16 protein-coding genes are annotated in these 17,892 nt (G+C 74.8%); 5 read left to right on the top strand and 11 right to left on the bottom strand.

The features are described from left to right. Positions 1 to 7: 7 nt before the first annotated feature. The 4 genes from ACWCYY_RS37585 to ACWCYY_RS37570 are packed head-to-tail and all read right to left on the bottom strand — an operon-like array spanning position 8 to position 4,799. Positions 8 to 1,579, bottom strand: a complete 1,572-nt coding sequence (locus tag ACWCYY_RS37585; RefSeq protein ID WP_449798601.1) for a hypothetical protein — start codon at positions 1,577 to 1,579, stop codon at positions 8 to 10. Continuing rightward, positions 1,576 to 2,814, bottom strand: coding sequence for a hypothetical protein (locus ACWCYY_RS37580; protein ID WP_449798600.1), 1,239 nt, complete (start codon positions 2,812 to 2,814; stop codon positions 1,576 to 1,578). The genes ACWCYY_RS37585 and ACWCYY_RS37580 overlap by 4 nt, the downstream gene beginning before the upstream one ends. A 39-nt stretch (positions 2,815 to 2,853) precedes the next feature. Further along, positions 2,854 to 3,576: a response regulator gene (locus ACWCYY_RS37575; protein WP_449798599.1), complete on the bottom strand. Its 723-nt coding sequence runs from the start codon at positions 3,574 to 3,576 to the stop codon at positions 2,854 to 2,856. Continuing rightward, complete coding sequence (locus ACWCYY_RS37570) at positions 3,573 to 4,799, bottom strand: sensor histidine kinase (RefSeq protein ID WP_449798598.1); 1,227 nt, start codon at positions 4,797 to 4,799, stop codon at positions 3,573 to 3,575. Before ACWCYY_RS37570 ends, ACWCYY_RS37575 begins: the two co-directional genes overlap by 4 nt. A 132-nt stretch (positions 4,800 to 4,931) precedes the next feature. Here ACWCYY_RS37570 and ACWCYY_RS37565 point away from each other — a divergent pair, with 132 nt between their 5' ends. Beyond that, positions 4,932 to 5,921, top strand: a complete 990-nt coding sequence (locus ACWCYY_RS37565; RefSeq protein WP_345285798.1) for an SDR family NAD(P)-dependent oxidoreductase — start codon at positions 4,932 to 4,934, stop codon at positions 5,919 to 5,921. A 137-nt stretch (positions 5,922 to 6,058) separates the two neighbouring features. Then, positions 6,059 to 6,700, top strand: coding sequence for a histidine phosphatase family protein (locus ACWCYY_RS37560; protein ID WP_345285800.1), 642 nt, complete (start codon positions 6,059 to 6,061; stop codon positions 6,698 to 6,700). A gap of 24 nt (positions 6,701 to 6,724) precedes the next feature. Here ACWCYY_RS37560 and ACWCYY_RS37555 read toward each other — a convergent pair whose 3' ends face one another. Next, positions 6,725 to 8,122: a tetratricopeptide repeat protein gene (locus ACWCYY_RS37555; protein ID WP_345285802.1), complete on the bottom strand. Its 1,398-nt coding sequence runs from the start codon at positions 8,120 to 8,122 to the stop codon at positions 6,725 to 6,727. Positions 8,123 to 8,407: 285 nt separating this feature from the next. On the opposite strand from ACWCYY_RS37555, the gene ACWCYY_RS37550 reads away from it, so the two are divergent. Continuing rightward, the gene (locus ACWCYY_RS37550; protein ID WP_345285804.1) at positions 8,408 to 8,848 is read left to right on the top strand and encodes a hypothetical protein; all 441 of its coding nucleotides are present in this window, start codon (positions 8,408 to 8,410) and stop codon (positions 8,846 to 8,848) included. Between the two features lie 244 nt (positions 8,849 to 9,092). Next, positions 9,093 to 10,034 (top strand): spermidine synthase, encoded by a 942-nt coding sequence (locus ACWCYY_RS37545; RefSeq protein ID WP_380149309.1) that lies wholly within the window; start codon positions 9,093 to 9,095, stop codon positions 10,032 to 10,034. Positions 10,035 to 10,124: 90 nt separating this feature from the next. Here ACWCYY_RS37545 and ACWCYY_RS37540 read toward each other — a convergent pair whose 3' ends face one another. The 5 genes from ACWCYY_RS37540 to ACWCYY_RS37520 form a co-directional block, all read right to left on the bottom strand. After that, the gene (locus ACWCYY_RS37540; RefSeq protein ID WP_449798597.1) at positions 10,125 to 10,778 is read right to left on the bottom strand and encodes a hypothetical protein; all 654 of its coding nucleotides are present in this window, start codon (positions 10,776 to 10,778) and stop codon (positions 10,125 to 10,127) included. Positions 10,779 to 11,029: 251 nt separating this feature from the next. Continuing rightward, positions 11,030 to 12,502, bottom strand: a complete 1,473-nt coding sequence (locus ACWCYY_RS37535; protein ID WP_345285810.1) for a GH1 family beta-glucosidase — start codon at positions 12,500 to 12,502, stop codon at positions 11,030 to 11,032. A gap of 38 nt (positions 12,503 to 12,540) precedes the next feature. Then, the gene (locus ACWCYY_RS37530; RefSeq protein ID WP_345285812.1) at positions 12,541 to 13,476 is read right to left on the bottom strand and encodes a carbohydrate ABC transporter permease; all 936 of its coding nucleotides are present in this window, start codon (positions 13,474 to 13,476) and stop codon (positions 12,541 to 12,543) included. 3 nt (positions 13,477 to 13,479) lie between these two features. Beyond that, the gene (locus ACWCYY_RS37525; RefSeq protein ID WP_449798596.1) at positions 13,480 to 14,475 is read right to left on the bottom strand and encodes a carbohydrate ABC transporter permease; all 996 of its coding nucleotides are present in this window, start codon (positions 14,473 to 14,475) and stop codon (positions 13,480 to 13,482) included. Between the two features lie 97 nt (positions 14,476 to 14,572). Beyond that, positions 14,573 to 15,877, bottom strand: coding sequence for an ABC transporter substrate-binding protein (locus ACWCYY_RS37520; RefSeq protein ID WP_345285814.1), 1,305 nt, complete (start codon positions 15,875 to 15,877; stop codon positions 14,573 to 14,575). A 284-nt stretch (positions 15,878 to 16,161) separates the two neighbouring features. Between ACWCYY_RS37520 and ACWCYY_RS37515 the strand changes: the two genes are divergently transcribed. Beyond that, positions 16,162 to 17,232: a LacI family DNA-binding transcriptional regulator gene (locus tag ACWCYY_RS37515; protein ID WP_345285816.1), complete on the top strand. Its 1,071-nt coding sequence runs from the start codon at positions 16,162 to 16,164 to the stop codon at positions 17,230 to 17,232. Positions 17,233 to 17,440: 208 nt separating this feature from the next. On the opposite strand, the gene ACWCYY_RS37510 is transcribed toward ACWCYY_RS37515, so the two are convergent. Further along, positions 17,441 to 17,887 (bottom strand): DUF4442 domain-containing protein, encoded by a 447-nt coding sequence (locus ACWCYY_RS37510; protein ID WP_449798595.1) that lies wholly within the window; start codon positions 17,885 to 17,887, stop codon positions 17,441 to 17,443. Between the last annotated feature and the right edge of the window lie 5 nt (positions 17,888 to 17,892).

Raw genomic sequence — 17,892 nt, 5'->3', positions numbered from 1 at the left:
CCGGTGGTCATTCCCACTCTTCGCTTGCGGTAGGCGAGGGATCGGTGCTGCCGCCGGGCGGGCCGCCGTGCGTCCACGGCGTGTCCTCCGGCTCGGGGAGCGGGGCGGACTGACGGGCGGTCAGCTCGAAGAGCGTGAAGGTGACCTGCTCGCCGGGCTCGGGCAGGCTGCCCGGCTCGGGCTCCTTCTTGCGGCCCATGCCGTTCAGCACCCGGACGGTGACGGTGCCCCCGGCCGCCGCCACGATCTCCGCCTTCTGGGCCGAGGGCCCGTTCGCCCGGTGCACCTCGCGGCCCGCGTCGGCGTGCGGGCGGTCGGCGGTGCGCAGCACCAGCAGCGGGCGGGGCTTGGGGGAGCGGCCGGTGGTGTCGTACTCCGGCACCACCTCCACCACCTCGCCGCTGAACGCCTCGCCCGAGAGCCGGTGCCCGGCCATCGCCAGCGGGTCGTCCAGTGCCTCCTGCACGTCCACCTTGGCCTGCTCGCGCTCGCGCTGGGCCAGCTTGCGCGCGGCGGTCACGGCGTCGTCCTGCTTCGGCTGCGGCGGCTCGCCGGCCGCCAGCCTGTCCCGGTGGTTGGTGAAGGACCAGCGGTCGCCCTCCCAGCGGTCGGCCAGGTGGGCGGCGGGCGGCAGTTCGCGCAGCAGGTCCAGGCCGCGCCAGACGTCGTGCCAGGTGGGGAGGGTGGCCCCGAGCAGCACCGCGCGCAGCTCCTCGGCGGCGCGCTTCACCGCCGACTGCGCCTGGGGGTCGCCCCGGTGGGCCAGCGCGGTGAGCGCCTGGTCGTGCCGGGTGATCGCCGGGGCGAGCACCTTGGCGTCGAAGACCGGATCGGTGGCCGGCCCGGCCGGCGGGTGCACCGGCACGCCCCGGGCGTCCCGCTCGGTCTCCACCCGCTCGGCCAGCTCGGCGCCGGACGTCCCGGCCGGCGGCCGGTGCCAGGCCAGCCGGGCGCCGAGGTGCTGGTCCTCCAGCAGGCTCTGGCCGGTCGCCCAGTGCCGGGCCAGTAGCTGGGTCACCGACAGCAGCAGGGAGGAGCCAGGCACCTGGGCCCGCTCGGTGAAGTGCGTCAGCCAGCGGCCCAGCAGCGGCACCTGGGTCGGCGCCGGGTACGGCCCCGGGTCGGGGTCGGAGGCCGTCCGGCGGAACCGGGTGGAGCGGCCGATCAGCGCCAGGTGCTGCACCGCGCCCGCGTTCGGAACGATCAACTGCGGGGCATCGGCACAGAGTTCACGGAAGGTCTGGGTCTTCTCGCCGGTCTCCGGATCCTTCTCGGACCGCTCGACCAGCTCCACCTCGCCGGCGTAGGACTCCAGGTACGGCAGCAGCTCGGCGGCGAACTCGGCCAGGAAGCCGAAGCGCATGTCCCGGTTGAGCGGCTGCGGCACCAGCAGCAGCCGGGGGTGCTCCCGGTCGGTGCCCAGCAGCACCGCCAGCGGGGCCCCCGCCTCGCCGGCGGCGGCCAGCGGCACCAGCACCATCGGACGCTCCGACAGGTGCCGGTGCCGGACGGTGGCGAGCGGCTCGGCGTGCCCGCTGCGGACGGCCTCCAGCCGGGCCAGCGTGTCCAGCAGGCTCACCGGGCCGCCTCCCGGGTGCCGGTACCGGTCGTACCGGTCGCACCGGCCGCGCCCGCGGAGCCTGCCGCGCACAGCGCCTCGGTGCGGAGTGCGGCGGCGTGGGCCAGCCGCACGGCCGCCTCGTCGGTGCCGTCCGGGCTGCCCTTCTCGGCGGCGGCCAGCGCCTCCTCCACCGTCCGCAGGGTGCCCAACTCGCCCCGTACGCCCCGGCCGAGCTGCTCCACCGCACCCGAGGTGCGGGCCTGTGACCGGCAGAGGAAGCCCAACTCGCAGGCGGCCAGGCAGTCCGGGCCGTAGCTGGCCGGCACCGCCTCCACCGCGCTGCCCAACTCGGCCACCGGCCTGGTCGGCACCCCCGCCTGGTCCGGCGCCAGGTCGAAGCTGGTGCCGGACGGCAGGGCCTCCAGCAGCTCCTCGATCCTGGTCAGCCGGGCCAGCTGACGCCTGGTCACCGAGAGCTCGCGGCGGACGTCCACGCTGCTCGCGGTCGGCCGGTTGGAGAAGTCCTTCGGGCAGACCAGCAGCACGCTCAGCTCGGGCGAGCCGGGCAACTGCTGCTGTCCGTACGGCGACTGGTCCACCGTCACGCCCGCCAGCTCGGCGGCGGCCTGCTGGAGCGCCAGCACGTACACCGCCGCCTGCCGGGCGGCCGCGCCGACCTTGGCCGGATCGGCGGAGCCGTCGATCACCGGGAAGGACTTGATCTCCACCACCGTGCAGCGGCCGCCGTGCACCAGCACCGCGTCCGGCTCCAGGTAGGCGGGGGTGCCGGCCACCGTGAGGCGGAGCATCGGGTGGTCCAGCAGCGTCCAGCCGTCGAGGTCGGCCGCCGCCTCGGCCAGCACCTGGCGGGTCCGGTCCGCCCGGGTGGCCGGGGCGGAGCGCGGCAGCAGGTCGGGGACCGTCAGGGGGCTTCCCTCGGGCGGGAGTCCGAGCCTGGCCCGGAGCGGGGCCAGCAGGGCGGCGTAGCCGTCGTCCTTGAGACGGGCCTCGAAGACGTTCCCCCGGGTGATCGCGAACGGCGACTGCCCGAACGGCGCGGGCCGCCCCAACCGCTCCGCCACCGCGCGCTTGTCCACCCCGGCCGCATCGAGCACTGCCCGCCGCCGGCACCCCGGATTGGCCGCGAGGGCGGCCAGCGCCCGGGCGTCGAGGCTGCGCTGCGGCGCCGGGCCGCGCAGTTCGCGGAGCCGCCGCGCGACCGGCTCCGCCTGCCCTTGGATCGAGACGTTCATGGTGCGGCCCAGTCTCGCACCCACCACCGACACTTCGGGTCAGGACGGCCCGACCCGGGACGCTCCGGGCGACCCGGGCGCTGCCGGCGGCCCCTGGTCGGTGGTGATGCCCGTGGCGACCGCGAGGACGGCGAGGCGGATCCGGTTGTCCCGGCCGGTCTTCGCCATCAGGTTCGCGACGTGCGTCTTGACCGTGGTGACGCCCAGGTGCAGGCGGTCGGCGATCTCCCGGTTGGACAGCCCTCCGCCGACCAGGCCGAGCACCTCCCGCTCGCGCGGGGTGATGTCGGGCACCGCCGGGCGGTCGGAGCCGGAGCCGGGGTCGGGAGCCTTGGCGGCCCGGGCGTCGACGGCGTGGCCGACCAGCCGGTCGAGAGCGGCCCGGCTGAACGGGGCCTCGCCGTCCGCGGCCCGGCGCACGGCGTCGACCAGGTCGGCCGGTGGGGTGTCCTTCACCAGGAAGCCGCAGGCCCCGGCGGCGAGCGCCGGGTAGAGGTGGTCGTCGTCGTCGAAGGTGGTGAGCGCGACGACGCGGGTGGCGGGGCGGGCCGCCAGGATCCGGCGGGTCGCGGTGACGCCGTCCAGCACGGGCATCCGAAGGTCCATCAGGACCACCTCCGGACGGAGGCGTTGGGCCAGCCGCACCGCCTCCGCGCCGTTCTCCGCCTCGCCGACCACCTCGATGTCGGGGGCCTGCTCGAAGAGCATGCGCAGGCCCATCCGGACCAGCTGCTGGTCGTCGGCCACCAGGACGTGGATCACGGTGTCTGCTCCGGGAGTCGTACGGGTGCGGGAGAGGCGGGCAGTTCGGCGGTGAGCGACCAGCCCCGCGGGGTCGGGCCCGCCTCCAGGCGGCCGCCGAGCAGGTCGACGCGTTCGTGCATGCCGACCAGCCCGTGCCCGGACGTGCCTCGGGCCGGGGCCGGGGCCGGGGCGGGCCAGCCGGGACGACCCGCGCCGTCGTCTCGGAGCGTCAGGTGCACGGTGTCGTCCTCGGCCATCCGGACGGTCAGCTCGGCCCGGGTGCCGCTGCCGGCGTGCCGGGCGGTGTTCGCGAGGCCCTCCTGGGCCAGGCGGAGCACGGCGAGGCCGCGGACCGCGTCGAGGTGCGCGAGGGCCGGGTCCACGACGGCGGTGACCGTCAGACCGGTGCGGCGGCCGCCCTCCAGGACGGACTCCAGAGCGTCCGGCAGTGCCCCGGGCGTGACCAGGGCGGAGGCCGCACCGGGGCCCGCGACGCCGTCCGGATCGCGCAGCACGGCCACCAGGCGGCGCAGGTCGGCGAGTGCCTCGCTGCCGCTGGAGTGCAGGTCGTCGAAGACCTCGGTCACCCGCGGGTCGACGGTGGCGGCGGGGAGGACGTGCCGGGCGATGCCGACGCGCAGCACCATCGACGAGACGTGATGGGCCACCAGGTCGTGCAACTCGCGTGCGATGGCGGTGCGTTCGGCGGCGCGGGCGGCCAGCACCCGCTCTCCGGCGCCGGCCGCCTCCCGGGCCGCGTGCGCGCGGGCGTCGCGGGCGGCGTCGCGGGTGGTCCGCAGGTACGCGCCCAGGAGCAGCGGCAGCCCGGCCACGATGCCCATCTTGTAGAGCACGGAGGGGAGTTCGCCGGGGAGGTCGGCGAGGCGGTTCGCCGCGACGGCCAGGGCCAGCACCACCGAGCCGGCCACCGGACGGCGGCCGTGCTCCCGGACGGCCAGCTCGAAGACGGTGACGGCCGCGAGCACCTTCAACGCGGGGACGATGTCCGAGCCGAGCGCGTGCGCGGCGACGAGCAGGCCGGACAGCAGCAGCACCGCGCCGAACGTCCACCTGGCCGCGATCGCGCACAGGGCGGTCCCGGCCGCCGCGAGGGCCACGTCCCGGACGCCGGAGGGCCGGTGCACCAGGAGGAGGTCACCGACCAGGACGCCGACCAGCGCCACCGTCCGCAGGGCGGCGAACCGTTGGTCGAACGCCAGCTCCATGCCTGATCGGTTCACGCGCCTCACGATAGGCGGGTGTCCGCTCGCCCCGGGTCCTGCCGTGGGAGGAGGGCGCCTCCTCCCACGGGCCGCGAGGTCCGGCCCGTCGGCCGAGCCGGAGCCCCGGCCCGGACTGCGAGCGTGGTCGCCATGGAGACGAACGCGAACGGCGACACGAACGGGAACGACAACGTGGACGACTGCGCGAACGGCGGCCCGAAGGCGGCCGGGCCGGGGCGGCGGGCCCTGCTCGGTGGCGCGGCCGCCGTCGGCGCGGCGGGCGCCCTGCTCGGCGCGGGTGCCCGGACGGCGAGCGCCGCCCCGGCGGGGCGGCGGGGCGGGGAAGGACGGTTCCAGGGCAGGTCGGTGCTCATCACCGGCGGTACCTCGGGCATCGGCAGGGCCACCGCCCGGGCCTTCGCGGCGGCCGGCGCCCACGTCGGATTCTGCGGCAGGCGGGCCGAGTTGGGACGCCAGGTGGAGCGGGAGATCCGGGACGCGGGCGGCGAGGCCACGTACGTGCGGGCCGACGTGCGGGAGGCCGGGCAGGTGCAGGAGTTCGTGGACCGGATCGCGAGCCGGTACGGCGGGATCGACGTGGCGTTCAACAACGCGGGCATCGGCAGTGCCAAGGCGCCGCACGAGCTGAGCGTCGAGGAGTGGGAGGACGTCCAGGCCACCAACGCCAGGGGCGTCTTCCTCGCCGTCAAGTACGAGGTCCCGTACATGCTCACGGCCGGGCGCGGCGTCATCATCTGCACCTCCTCCTCGGCGGCCGAACAGGCCCGGCCGACCAGCGCCGCGTACACCGCGAGCAAGCGGGCCGTGCAGGGCATCGTGAAGGCCGCCGCGCTCGCCTACGGTCCCCGGGGCATCCGGGTCAACGCGCTCCTGCCGGGCACCACCGACACCCCCTTCGTCCGCCCGCCCGGCATCCCCGACGAGGCGTGGGCCGCGTACAAGCGGGCGTTCGGTCCGCTCAACATCGACGGACTGGAGCGGATGGCCGAGGCCGAGGAGATCGCGCGCGCCGTGCTCGGGCTCGCCTCCGACGACTTCCCCTACATGACGGGAGCCTCCGTCGCGGTGGACGGCGGCAGCACGGCCGGCCGGAAGATGGTCCAGCCGGGCCGGGCCTGAGCGGGTGGTGGAGGGCCCGGCGGCCGTGCCGGCTCCGGCGGTGGGGGATCATGGGGGTGTCGGCGACTCGATGGCGAGGCTGGCCGGTGCCCGTCTTGGCCGGGGAGGAACTGCCAACGAGTTGTGAGGAGCCGCTCATGCCCGCCCGTATCGTGCTCGTCCGCCACGGTGAGACCGCCTGGTCCGTCACCGGCCAGCACACCGGCCGCACCGACGTGCCGCTCACCGAGGAGGGCCGCGAGATGGCCCGTGCCCTCGGGGTCCGGCTGGCCGGCGCGCCGTGGCACGGCCTGCCGGAGGCGACCGTGTACACCAGCCCGCTCTCCCGGGCCCGGGAGACCTGTGAGCTGGCCGGTTTCGGCGCCCGCGCGGTGGACCGCGAGGAGTTGCTGGAGTGGGACTACGGCCAGTACGAGGGCCGGACCGGTCCGGACATCCGGGCCACCGACCAGCCCGGCTGGCTGATCTGGCGGGACGGCGTGCCCGGCGGCGAGGAGCTCTCCGAGGTGGCGGCCCGGGTGGACGCCTTCCTGGCCGGCCTGCACGAGGAGCACGGCACCCCGGAGCCGGACACCACCACCATGCACTGCGCCGACCACGACGTGGTGGTCTTCGCCCACGGGCACCTGCTGCGCATCCTGACGGCCCGTTGGCTGGGCCTGCCGCCCGAGTTCGCGCAGCGGTTCAAGCTGGGCACGGCCGCCCTCTCCGTCCTCTCCTGGGAGTACGGGGCCCCGGCGGTCGAACTCTGGAACGACCAGTCCCACCTCGGCAAGTAGCCGGACCCGACCCCGCCGCCGGGCTCAGGCGGCCTCGTGCGCGGCCAGGAAGGCCGCCACCTCCGGGACGGCACGGTGCGCCCGCAGCTGCCGCGCCGTCCCGGAGAGCATGGCCCGGATCCGGGCCGAACGGACCTCGCCCAGCAGCGCCGTCGCCTCGGAGGCGAGCACGGCGGCCCCGGCCAGGTCCCCGAGCCCGAGCCGGTCGTGGGCCAACTCGGCGGTGTAGAGCACCCGGTTGCGGACGAAGTGCGGCTCCTGGAGGTCAACCGCCTGGCGGGCCAGCACCCCGGCCCGGTCCCAGACCTCCAGGGCGGACCAGCACTGGGACTCCAGCCCGGCGATCTCGGCCTCGCCGAAGAAGGTCATCCACTCCGGGTCGGCCTCCGCCTCGCCCTGGTCGAAGAGCGTGTACGCCCGCCCGAGCGCCCGCTCGCACGCCCCCCGGTCGCGCAGCAGCGCCCATGCCCCGGCCTCCCGCATGGCGAGCAGCGAGAGCAACCGGGCGGAGTCGAGCCGGCGGGCGGCGGACTGCCCGGCCTGGGCGGCCCGCAGGGCCTCACGGGCCCGGCCGGTGTCCCGGGCCAGGAAGGCGCTGTTGCAGAAGACGTGCGCCTCCAGGGCCGGGTCGTTGGCCATCCGGGCGGTGGCCAGCGCCTCGGCGTAGAAGGAACGGGCCTCCACGGTGCGGTCCGAGTCGTGCGCCAGCCAGCCCACCGAGATGGCCAACTCGCCGGCGCCGGACTGGAGTCGGCGCTCGGTCGCGGCGCCGTAGTCACCGTCGTTGAGCAGCACGTAGGCACTGCGCAGGGACTGCCCGGCCAGCTCGAACAGGGTGTCGGCGCCGTGCACGTCGTCCAGCAAGCGGATGTCGCGGACGGCCTGTTCGACGCCGCGCACCTCGGCGGAGCCGACCCGGCGCGGGGGCGGCACGGTGTGCCCGGGGGCGGTGGAGCGGGGAGCGGCCATGGCGGGACGGTCCAGGCCGAGGGCGGCGGCCAGCGAGGTGGGGGCCACCACGGTGGCCGGTCCGCCGGTCAGGAAGGTTCGGCGACGCAAGTCGTCGTGCTCCTCGTCGGGAAGGTACGGGGCGTCGAGCGGCGGCAGCCCGCCGGGACGAAGCCTCGGACCCGGGACTGACGGCGGGTCGGCCGCGCGGCGGCGGACCGCCGTACGCGGGGTGAACCCGAGCTCGGCCGGCGAGCGGTCGGGCCACATGTGCCGGAACACCCGCTCGTACGCGTAGTTGGGACAGCGGATCTCGCCGGACTCCACCCGGCCGACGTAGCGCGCGTCGCAGGAGACGTGCTCGCCGATCTCCCGGGCGGCGCGTCGGATCGCGAGCGCGAACTCGCCGGGGGAGAGGTCACCCCGGAGCGCTCGCATGGCGGCGTTGGGGACGGGTGGTCTCGTGGCTGCCATGGTGCTGCGCTCCGAGTCGGGGGTCTCGATCCAGCGCAGAGAGTACCGACTGTCACGGACCGGACACGTCCGGTTGTGGGCTGAGGTACGGTCAATTGCCCATAAAAGGGACAGAGTTGCGCTGAAATGCCATGAAGTGCCATGGGTTGCTGTACGTCAGCCCGTGGCCTTTCGGCACCCTTTCGCGTTGTCCTGATACATGGCGGCCCCTGGCCGACCCCACGCCGTCCGGCGCACCCGGACGAGCGGCCGGGCCGCCGAGTTGACGAGGAGACAGGAGGGCCCATGGCCGCCGGACTTCCGCAGTACCGTCACATCACCGTCCCGGTCACCCCCAGGCCCGTCCGGCCCCTGCTCGCGGCGGCGCCGCTCGCGCCCGTCCTGCCCTCCTCCCCGGCCGGCTTCGACACCGTCACGGTGGCGGTCCGGCACGGCCTGGAGACGGTGGACATCCTGCGCCTGCGCCGCGCCTGCGGCACGGTCCTGCAGAGCGACGGCGGCACCGCCATCGCGTTCCTCGTCCCCGCAGGGGTGGCCGGGCAGTGGCACCTGCCCGGCACCTCCTGTACGCCGGGGGCCCGGCTGCTCCCCGCCACCGACCCGCGCTGGGTGATGCCGCCGTCCGGCCCCGGTGCGCTGGCCCGGCCGACCGACCCCTGGGTGCTCCGCTCCGGCCTCTGCGAGGCCGCCTGCACCCTGGCCGCCGGGGGCCTCGGGCCGTTCTGAGCCGAGCCGCCGCCTCCCGCCCCGGCCGCCGCCCGCCTTCGCCGCCCCGCCTTCTCCGGCCCGTCCTCTCCGCCTCGCGCTCCCCGCCCGCCCCGCTTCCGCGTGCTGAGGGCCCGTCGGCTCCGAGGTCGGCCCGGCCCGGTCCGCCGGCCCGGCCTGTGGCTCCGTGTCGTGCCCCGCCCCGCCCCGCTGACCTGCGGCTCCGTGCCGTGCCCGGGGCTGCCGTCCGGCGATAATGGCTGCCATGGGACGCAACCGGGCCGGTCGGGCTCGCACCGAGACCGAGCCGGACGCCGGCGCCGCAGCCGCCACCTCTGCCGCGTCCGCCACCGGCGCCGAGGGCCGTATCCACGCCCAGGGTCCGCTGGCCCGGAAGGTCGCCTCCGGCCTGGCCGAGCTGGTTCCCGACCGGGACCGTGCCCGGGCCTGGACGCTGCTGCTGGACGGCGCCCCGCAGTCCCTGGTGGACCTGGCGGACCCGACCCACCTCGGCTTCGAGTACCAGCGCCGCCTGGGTCACCTGATCGACCTGGCCGCCCCGCCCGGCCGTCCGGTCACCGTGCTCCACCTCGGCGGCGGGGCGCTCACCCTGGCCCGCTACACCGCCGCCACCCGCCCGAGGTCCCGTCAGCAGGTCGCCGAGATCGACCCCGAGCTGACCGAACTGGTGCGCGCCGAACTGCCGTTGGAGCGCGGATGGCAGATCAAGGTGCGCGGTGCGGACGCCCGTGCGGTGCTGGAACGCACTCCGGAGGGATCGGTGGACCTGGTGATCGCCGACGTCTTCTCCGGGGCCCGGACCCCGGCGCACTGCGCCACCGTGGAGTTCGCCGCCCTGGCCGCCCGGGCGCTGGCCCCCGGCGGGCGGTACGCGGCGAACATCGCCGACGGCGGTGCCCTGCCCTTCGCCCGCTCCCAGGTGGCCACCCTTCTGGCGGTCTTCCCCGAGGTCTGCCTGATCGCCGATCCGGCGGTGCTGCGCGGCAAGCGCTTCGGCAATCTGATCCTGGCGGCCGCTCAGCAGGCGCTCCCGCTCGACGAGTTGGGCCGCCGGGTGGCCTCCGACTCCTACCTCGGCCGGATCGAGCACGGCCGGGGGCTGGCCGACTTCACGGCCGGGGCGCTCCCGGCCACCGACGCCACGGCGGCGCCGTCCCCGACCCCGCCGCCCGGTGTCTTCCGCTGAGCCGTGGGAACGCCGAGCCGTAAGCCCGCTGAGCCGTAAGCCCGCTGAGCCGTAAGCCCGCCGAGCCGTGGGACCGCCGGGTCGCGGAGCTCAGTGCCCGCGCGGCAGGCCCTTGTGCTTGTACATCGCCGCCCCGGTGAGCAGCATCCCGGCCGCGATCGGCACCAGCACGGCGGTGAGCTCGCCCTCGATCTCCACCGGGCTGGCGGCGGCCAGTGCCACGTCCTCCTCCGGTGCGGCGAGCGACCAAGTGCCCTGCGGCAGCTGCACGGTGGCGGTCCGGACAGCGGCTGCCGCCGGGCCGCCACCGTCGGTGGGGATCCGTGCCGGCCCGACCGCGGGGGCCGGTGCGGAGACGGGGGGTTCGATCCTCGGCCGGGCGCCGGGCCCGGGAACCCCCGGCTCGTCCTCTGGGGTCGAGCGGGAGGCCCGCGGCCCGTCGCCGCGCGGCTGCGGCGGCACCGAGGGGAGCAGCACCGCCGCGATGGCGAAGGCGTCCGGCACGGTGGTGGCCTGGCCGGGCAGCGGGAGCCCGTCGGTCTTGATCCGCTCCTGGAGGGCCTTGGCCACCGAGGCGGTCTGCTGCTCCAGCACCGGGGTCGCGACCCCGGTCAGCTGGCCCAACAGGGCCGGGGCGTCAGCCCGTTGGACCAGGTCGGGCCCGAGCAGCCCGGCCACCGCCGAACCGTCCGCGGCGTACGCGACCCCCACTCCGAGCCCGAGGCCCCAGACGTGGGCGAGCACCGCCCCGCCGGCCGCCAGCGTCCTGGTGCGCGGCCGGGGCAGCCGCCCCCGCCCGGCGCCGGCATCCGCGCCGGCGTCGGCGGCGGTGACCGGGACGGCGCCCGCCCCGACACGTGCCCCGACACTCGCCCCGGCACCCGCTACGGCCTCCGCCGCGGAGTCCGTACACTCGCCGTCCGGTCCCTCGACTCGCGGCTGCGCCACGTGGTTTGCTCGCACGTCAACAGAGAACGAAACCCCACCCGCGAAGGTCACGCCCCGTCGGTTCGGCGGGGGGCGTGCGCGGGGAGCGTTCCGGTACGGATCACCTCGGCGTACCAGTGCGCGCTGGCCTTCGGGGTGCGGGCCAGCGTCTCGTAGTCCACGTGCACGGCGCCGAAGCGCTTCGCGTACCCGTACGCCCACTCGAAGTTGTCCAGCAGGGACCAGAGGTAGTACCCGCGCACGTCGGCGCCGAGCTCCACCGCCCGGGCCAGGGCGGCCAAGTGGCCGTGCAGGTAGGCGATCCGGTCCTGGTCGTCCACCGTGCCGTCGGGGCCCACCCGGTCCTCGAAGGCGGCGCCGTTCTCGGTGACCAGCATCGGCAGGCCGGGGTGGTCGCGGTGGACCGCGAGCAGCAGGTCGGTCAGGCCGCTCGGGTCGATCGGCCAGCCCATCGCGGTCACCTCGCCGGGGGCGAGGTGGAAGGCCACCTCGTCGGCGCCCGGCCAGGGGGAGTGCGCACTGGCGCCGTGGCCGTCGTGGCGGGGCAGGTGGGCGGCGCTGGCGGCGCTCGAAACCACGGTCGGGGTGTAGTAGTTGATGCCCAGCAGGTCGATCGGGCGGGAGGTCTCGGCGAGGTCCCCCGGCCGCACCAGGGCGTCCCAGTCGACCAGATGGGCGGTGTCGGCGAGCAGGTCGGCGGGGTAGGCGCCGTCGAGCATCGGGCCGGTGAAGATCCGGTTGCCGACGGCGTCGATCCGGCGGGCCGCGTCCAGGTCGGCCGGGTCCCCGGTGAGCGGGCGGACCTGGTGCAGGTTGAGGGAGACGGCGAGCTGCGCGGTGCGGGGGAGCGCGGCGCGCAGGGCGCCGACGGCGAGGCCGTGGCCGAGGTTGAGGTGGTGGGCGGCGCGCAGGGCGTCGGCCGGGTCTGTGCGGCCGGGGGCGTGCACGCCGGAGCCGTAGCCGAGGAAGGCGCTGCACCAGGGCTCGTTGAGGGTGGTCCAGGTGGAGACCCGGTCGCCGAGCGCCTCCGCCGCCAGGGCGGCGTACTCGGCGAAGCGGTACGCGGTCTCCCGGGCGGGCCAGCCGCCGGTGTCCTCCAGGTGCTGGGGGAGGTCCCAGTGGTAGAGGGTGGCGACGGGGGCGATGCCGTGGGCCAGCAGTTCGTCGCACAGGGCGCGGTAGAAGTCCAGGCCGTGCTCGACGGCGGGGCCGCGGCCGGTGGGCTGGATGCGGGGCCAGGAGAGCGAGAACCGGTAGGCGGTGAGGCCGAGTTCGGCCATCAGCCGGACGTCCTCGCGGAAGCGGTGGTAGTGGTCCACGGCGGTGTCGCCGGTGTCCCCGCCGGCCACCTTGCCCGGGGTGTGGCTGAAGGTGTCCCAGATCGAGGGGGTGCGGCCGCCCTCGGCGGCGGCGCCCTCGATCTGGTACGCGGCGGTGGCGGCGCCCCAGGCGAAGCCGGGCGGGAAGGCCGGGCGGAGGGTCGCCTCGGTGCCGAGCGGGCCGGGGTCGGTCACGGTCATAACGGGAGCGCTCCCAAGGTAGAGGGGCTGACGCGCGGTCAGCTCTTGACGGCACCGGCGGTGATGCCGCCGACGATGTGCTTGCCCAGGACGGCGAAGATCAGCAGCAGCGGCAGGGTGCCGACCAGGGCGCCGGTCATGATGACCGCCTGGTTGATGTCGTACGCGCTGCCGCCGCCGATCGCGGAGAGCGCGACCTGTACCGTCGGGTTCTGCTGGGTGAGCACCACGAAGGGCCAGAAGAAGTCGTTCCAGGACTGCACGAACACCAGCATGCCCAGCACCGCCATGGCCGGCCGGGCGATCGGGAAGACCACGTGCCAGACGATCCGCAGGCTGTGCGCACCGTCCATCCGGGCCGCCTCGACCAGCTCCACCGGCAGGGCCTCGGCCAGGAACTGGCGCATGAAGAAGACCCCGAAGGCGGCCACCAGGGAGGGCAGGACCACCGACTGCAGCTGGTTGCCCCACTCCAGGTCGGTGATGATCCGGTAGAGCGGGATCACGCTCAGCTGGGGCGGGATGGTCATGGTCGCCACCACCACGGTGAGCAGGGCGTTGCGGCCCCGGAACGGCAGTTTGGCGAAGGCGAAGCCGGCCAGGGTGGAGAAGGCCACGGTGGAGAGCGAGACCAGGCCGGCCACGATGGTGGAGTTGAGCAGCGCCTTCCCCATCGCGGCCTGCTCCCAGACGGTGGAGACGTTGGCCCAGAGCGAGCCGCCCGGCAGCAGCGGCGGCGGGGACTGGGCGACCCGCTCACCGGTGTGGGTGGCGGCCACGAAGGTCCAGTAGAGCGGGAAGAGGGAGACCACGGCGGCCAGGCCGAGCAGCAGGTAGCTGACCGGGCCCGCCTTGTCCTGGTCGCCGGCCCCGGCCCGGAACCGCCGCCTGGTGGCGGGCGCCGGCCGGGCGGCGGTGGGGCCGGGCGTCGTGGTGGGTCCGGAGGGCGTGGTGGGGGTGCTCAGGGTGCTCATCGCTCAGGCTCCCAGCTCGGTGCGGCGGCGGCGCCGGGCGATCAGCAGGTTGACCGCACCGACCAGCAGCAGGATCAGCAGCATCGTCCAGGCCACCGCCGAGGCGCGGCCCAACTGGCGGTTGGGCCAGCCGAGTTCGTACAGATAGAGGCTCAGGGTCTGGAACTGGTGAGCGGAGCCGCCGCTCACCCCGACACCGCCGCCGAACAGCATCGGCTCGCCGAACAGCTGGGTGGCGCCGATGGTCGAGACGATCACCGTGAAAAGGATGGTCGGCCGGATCGAGGGGATGGTGATCCGGGTGAACTGCTGCCAACGGGACGCCCCGTCGAGGGCGGCCGCCTCGTACAGGTCCTTCGGCACGGCCTGCATCGCGGCCAGGTAGATCAGCGCGTTGTAGCCCGTCCAGCGCCAGGTCACGATGGTGGCGATGGCGATCTGCGAGGGCCAGGTGTCGGCGAACCAGTCGGTGCGGTCGAAACCCAGTGCGGAGAGCGCCCAGTTGACGATGCCGTAGTCCGGGTTGAACAGCTGGACGAAGACCAGGGTGGCCGCCGCGATCGAGGTCGCGTACGGGGCGAGCACCGCCACCCGGAGGAAACCCCGGCCGCGCAGGCGGTAGTTGAGCAGGTGCGCCAGGCCGAGGGCCATCAGCAGCTGCGGGACGGTGGACAGGACGCCGATGGTGAAGGTGTTCCGCAGCGCCGTCCAGAACTGCTCGCTCCCCCACAGCCGGGTGTAGTTGCCGAGGCCGCGCCACTCCATGACGTCCGGGGTGAGCAGGTCCACCTGGTGCAGGGAGAGCCAGCCGGTCCAGATCAGCGGGACGAGGCCGAAGGCGGCGAAGCAGAGGAAGAACGGGGCGACGTAGGCGTAGGGCGCGGCCTTGAGGTCGAGCCGGTACAGGCGGGAGCGCCAGCTCGACGGTACCGCCGGACGGTGGCCGGTGCGTTCGGGACGTTCGGCGCGTTCGGTGCGGGGTGGGGCGGGGGTGGCCACGGGGCGTCCTCCCGGGGTGGTGGGGCACCACCCCGGCCGACGGGCCGTCAGGGGCTCGCGGCCGGGGCGGCGGCTCGGAACTGGTGGGCGTCGGGCGTCAGTTGGTGATCTTGTCGTCGATCGTCTTCAGCACGTTCTGCCAGGCCTTGGCCGGGTCGGTGCCGTGCTCCTCGATGTCGAGGATCCCGTTGTCGGTGATGATGGTCTTGGCGGTGCCGTCGTCCGGGCCGATCTTCGCGGGCTGGATCGAACCGGCCGCGGCGGCGTAGATCTTGCCGGTCGGGGTGTCGCCGAAGTAGTCCAGCGTCGCCGACTGCACGGCCGGGAGCTTGAGTCCGGCGGCGGTCGAGGGCAGGTTGCCGACCTTGGTGAAGACCTTGGCCTGCTGCTCCGGCGCGGTCAGCCAGGCGGCCAGCTCGGCGGCCTCCTTGGTGTGCTTGCCGGCCTTCGGCACGGTCAGGAAGGCCCCGCCCCAGTTGGCGGCGACCGGTGCCGCGGCGATGTCCCACTTGCCCTTGCCGGCCTCGCCGGACTGCTTGCTGACGATGCCGGTCATCCAGGACGGGCAGACCACGGTGGCGAACTTGGCGTTGGCGAACGCGGACTCCCAGGGCTTCTGGAACTGCCGCAGCCCGGCGCTGATCTTCGCCTGCGAGGCGGCCACCGAGAGGGACCAGGCCTTCTGCACGCTGGCGCTGCCCTTGACGTCCAGCTTCCCGGAGGCGTCCGAGTACTGCTGGGCGTCGCTGGAGATCACCGCGTTGAACAGGCCGCTGGCCGAGTCGGTGAAGAAGGTCCCGGCCGGGGCCTTGGCCTGGTACTCCTTGCCCTTGTCGACGAACTTCGACCAGTCCCCGGCCCAGAGCGCGCCGACCGCCTCCCGGTCGGTGGGCAGCCCGGCCTGCTGGAACAGGTCCTTGCGGTAGCAGATCGCCATCGGGCCGATGTCGGTGCCGAGGCCGATCAGCGCGCCCTGCGCGGTGGTCGCCTGCTGCGACTTCCAGGGCAGCCAGGCCCCGGCGCTGACGCCCTCGGTCTTGCCGAGGTCGACGAACTTGTCCGCCAACTTGCCGGTGGCCTGGGCGATGTAGCCCACCTCGACGGCCTGCACGTCGGCCAGGCCGCTGCCGGCCGCGAGGCGGGTGGTGAGCGCGTCCCAGTACTTCTGGCCGTCCTGGGCGGTCTCGTACTTGACGGTGATGTTCGGGTGGGCCGCCATGTACTCCTGGTAGAGGCCTGCTTCCTGGTAGCCGAAGGTGCCGAAGTCGCCGACGGTGAGGGTGATCTTGCCGCCCGCGGAGTCGCCCGCGGAGCCTCCGGCGGCGCTGGAGCAGCCCGTCAGTACGAGGGCGGCGGTGGCGAGGGCGGCGGCTCTGTGGGGGAGGGCGGTGCTGCGGCGCATGGCGTTCTCCTTGGTCCGGGTGGGAAGGTATGAGAGTGTGGGAGCGCTCCCATGGGTGCCTGCCGGAAGGTTGCTGGCTGGCGGGGGTGGGTGTCAAGAGCAGTTGCCGGATCGTTTCCGGTTCGACCGTCGGGCCGGTCCGGCGACCGGCCGGTGGATCGGAGAGTGGGTCGGTGTCCGCCCGTCGGGTCCGGGGTCGGTGCGCCGGCGCTCGCACCGGCCACAATGAGCAGCGAACAGCCCGATCACGTGCCCGATCACGTACGCGTCCCACGAGGTGAGCGATGAGCCAGACCGCCGCACAGCGCCCGACGGGGCCCCGGGGGGAACCGGGGGCCGGCCGGACCACGGCCCGCCCCACCCTGGAGGAGGTCGCGGCCCTCGCCGGCGTCGGCCGGGGCACCGTCTCCCGGGTGGTCAACGGCTCCCCGCGGGTGAGCGACAAGGCCCGCGAGGCCGTCAACGCCGCCATCGCCGAGCTCGGTTACGTCCCCAACCGGGCCGCCCGCACCCTGGTCACCTCGCGCACCGACTCGATCGCCCTGGTGGTGCCGGAGGCGGAGACCAGACTGTTCTCGGAGCCGTACTTCTCCGACATCATCAGCGGGGTCTCGGCGGAGCTCGCCGAGACCGACATGCAGCTGCTGCTGATCCTGGTCCGCAACCAGCGCGAGCGGGAACGACTTTCGGCCTATCTGACCGCGCAACGGGTGGACGGCGTACTGGTGGTGTCGGTGCATCAGGACGACCCGCTGCCGGCCCTGCTGGAGAGCCTGGAGATCCCCTCGGTGCTCGCCGGGCGCCGGGGCGACCTGGAGCCGCTCAGCTACGTCCACGCCGACAACGCGGGCGGGGCCAGGATGGCCGTCCGGCACCTGTTGCGGCGCGGCTGCGAGCAGGTCGCCACCATCACCGGGCCGATGGACATGGAGGTGGCCAGGGCCCGGCTGGCCGGGTACCGGGGGGCGCTGGAGGAGGCCGGGCGCCCGTACCGGGAGGAGCTGGTGGTGCTCGGCGACTTCACCGAGGAGGGCGGGCGGCTGGCGATGCGCGAGCTGCTGACGCGCCGTCCGGAGGTGGACGGGGTGTTCTGCGCCTCGGACGTGATGGCGGCGGGGGCGATGCAGGTGCTCCGGGCCGCGGGGCGGCGGGTGCCGGACGACGTGGCGGTGATCGGCTTCGACGACTCGATCGTGGCCCGGCACACGGAGCCGGCCATGACCAGCGTGCGGCAGCCGATCGAGGAGATGGGGCGGACGATGGCGCGGCTGCTGCTCGACGAGATCGCGGAGCGGGGGCGGGCGCGGCGGCAGGTGGTGCTGGCGACCGAGCTGGTGGTGCGGGACTCGGCCTGACGGGGCGCTGGGGTGCTCCGGCGGCGGTTCCGGTCCGGGCGCTCGACCCGGCCTGGGCCCCGGCCTGGGCCTTGGGTCCCTGCTCCGGCCCCGGCTCCGTGCCCCGGTCCCGGCTCCGTGCCTTGCTCTCGGGTTCGGCCCGGGTGAGTGTGATGCGGCTCACCCGGGCCGTGGCCGAGGGCGGGGCTGATGTCGGGTCAGGCTCCGGTCAGGCGTTCGGGCGCAGGGTCCAGGAGATCTTCATGGTGCTGGTGACGTCGCCGTCCTCGCGCGTGACGTCCACGGTGACCTCGAACTCCGGGCGCTCGCCCTTGTCCAGCTCGGCGACCACGTCGGCGACCGGGCGGCCGAGGGTCGCGGTGGCGGTGAGCGGGCCCCTGGCCAGCTTGAGGTAGGCGGTCTCGGTCTTCACGACCAGCGGCACGGCCCGGCCCAGCTGGTCGCCGAAGGCGGCCAGGACGATGCAGCCGCTGGCGGTCTCGGCCAGCGTGAACATCGCACCGGCGTGCGGGCCGCCGACGTGGTTGCGGTACTCGGGCCGGTCCGGGAAGCGGAGCACGGCGCGCTCGGGGGTGGTCTCCAGGTACTCCAGGCCGAGGGTGTGGGCCATGGGGACGGTGGAGTCGAGCAGCTGGCCGATCTGGGTCATGGTCATGGGCG

The sequence above is a fragment of the Kitasatospora sp. NPDC001664 genome (assembly GCF_053596675.1).
The sequence above is the reverse complement of the archived record's forward strand: the minus strand, read 5'-3'. Positions and strand labels throughout refer to the sequence as shown.

Bases quoted from the DNA above. Each gene is read 5' to 3' on its own strand.
- ACWCYY_RS37580 (WP_449798600.1), bottom strand. From the start codon at position 2,814: ATGAACGTCTCGATCCAAGGGCAGGCGGAGCCGGTCGCGCGGCGGCTC.
- ACWCYY_RS37565 (WP_345285798.1), top strand. From the start codon at position 4,932: ATGGAGACGAACGCGAACGGCGACACGAACGGGAACGACAACGTGGAC.
- ACWCYY_RS37560 (WP_345285800.1), top strand. From the start codon at position 6,059: ATGCCCGCCCGTATCGTGCTCGTCCGCCACGGTGAGACCGCCTGGTCC.
- ACWCYY_RS37555 (WP_345285802.1), bottom strand. From the start codon at position 8,122: ATGGCAGCCACGAGACCACCCGTCCCCAACGCCGCCATGCGAGCGCTC.
- ACWCYY_RS37550 (WP_345285804.1), top strand. From the start codon at position 8,408: ATGGCCGCCGGACTTCCGCAGTACCGTCACATCACCGTCCCGGTCACC.
- ACWCYY_RS37545 (WP_380149309.1), top strand. From the start codon at position 9,093: ATGGGACGCAACCGGGCCGGTCGGGCTCGCACCGAGACCGAGCCGGAC.
- ACWCYY_RS37535 (WP_345285810.1), bottom strand. From the start codon at position 12,502: ATGACCGTGACCGACCCCGGCCCGCTCGGCACCGAGGCGACCCTCCGC.
- ACWCYY_RS37530 (WP_345285812.1), bottom strand. From the start codon at position 13,476: ATGAGCACCCTGAGCACCCCCACCACGCCCTCCGGACCCACCACGACG.
- ACWCYY_RS37520 (WP_345285814.1), bottom strand. From the start codon at position 15,877: ATGCGCCGCAGCACCGCCCTCCCCCACAGAGCCGCCGCCCTCGCCACC.
- ACWCYY_RS37515 (WP_345285816.1), top strand. From the start codon at position 16,162: ATGAGCCAGACCGCCGCACAGCGCCCGACGGGGCCCCGGGGGGAACCG.
- ACWCYY_RS37510 (WP_449798595.1), bottom strand. From the start codon at position 17,887: ATGACCATGACCCAGATCGGCCAGCTGCTCGACTCCACCGTCCCCATG.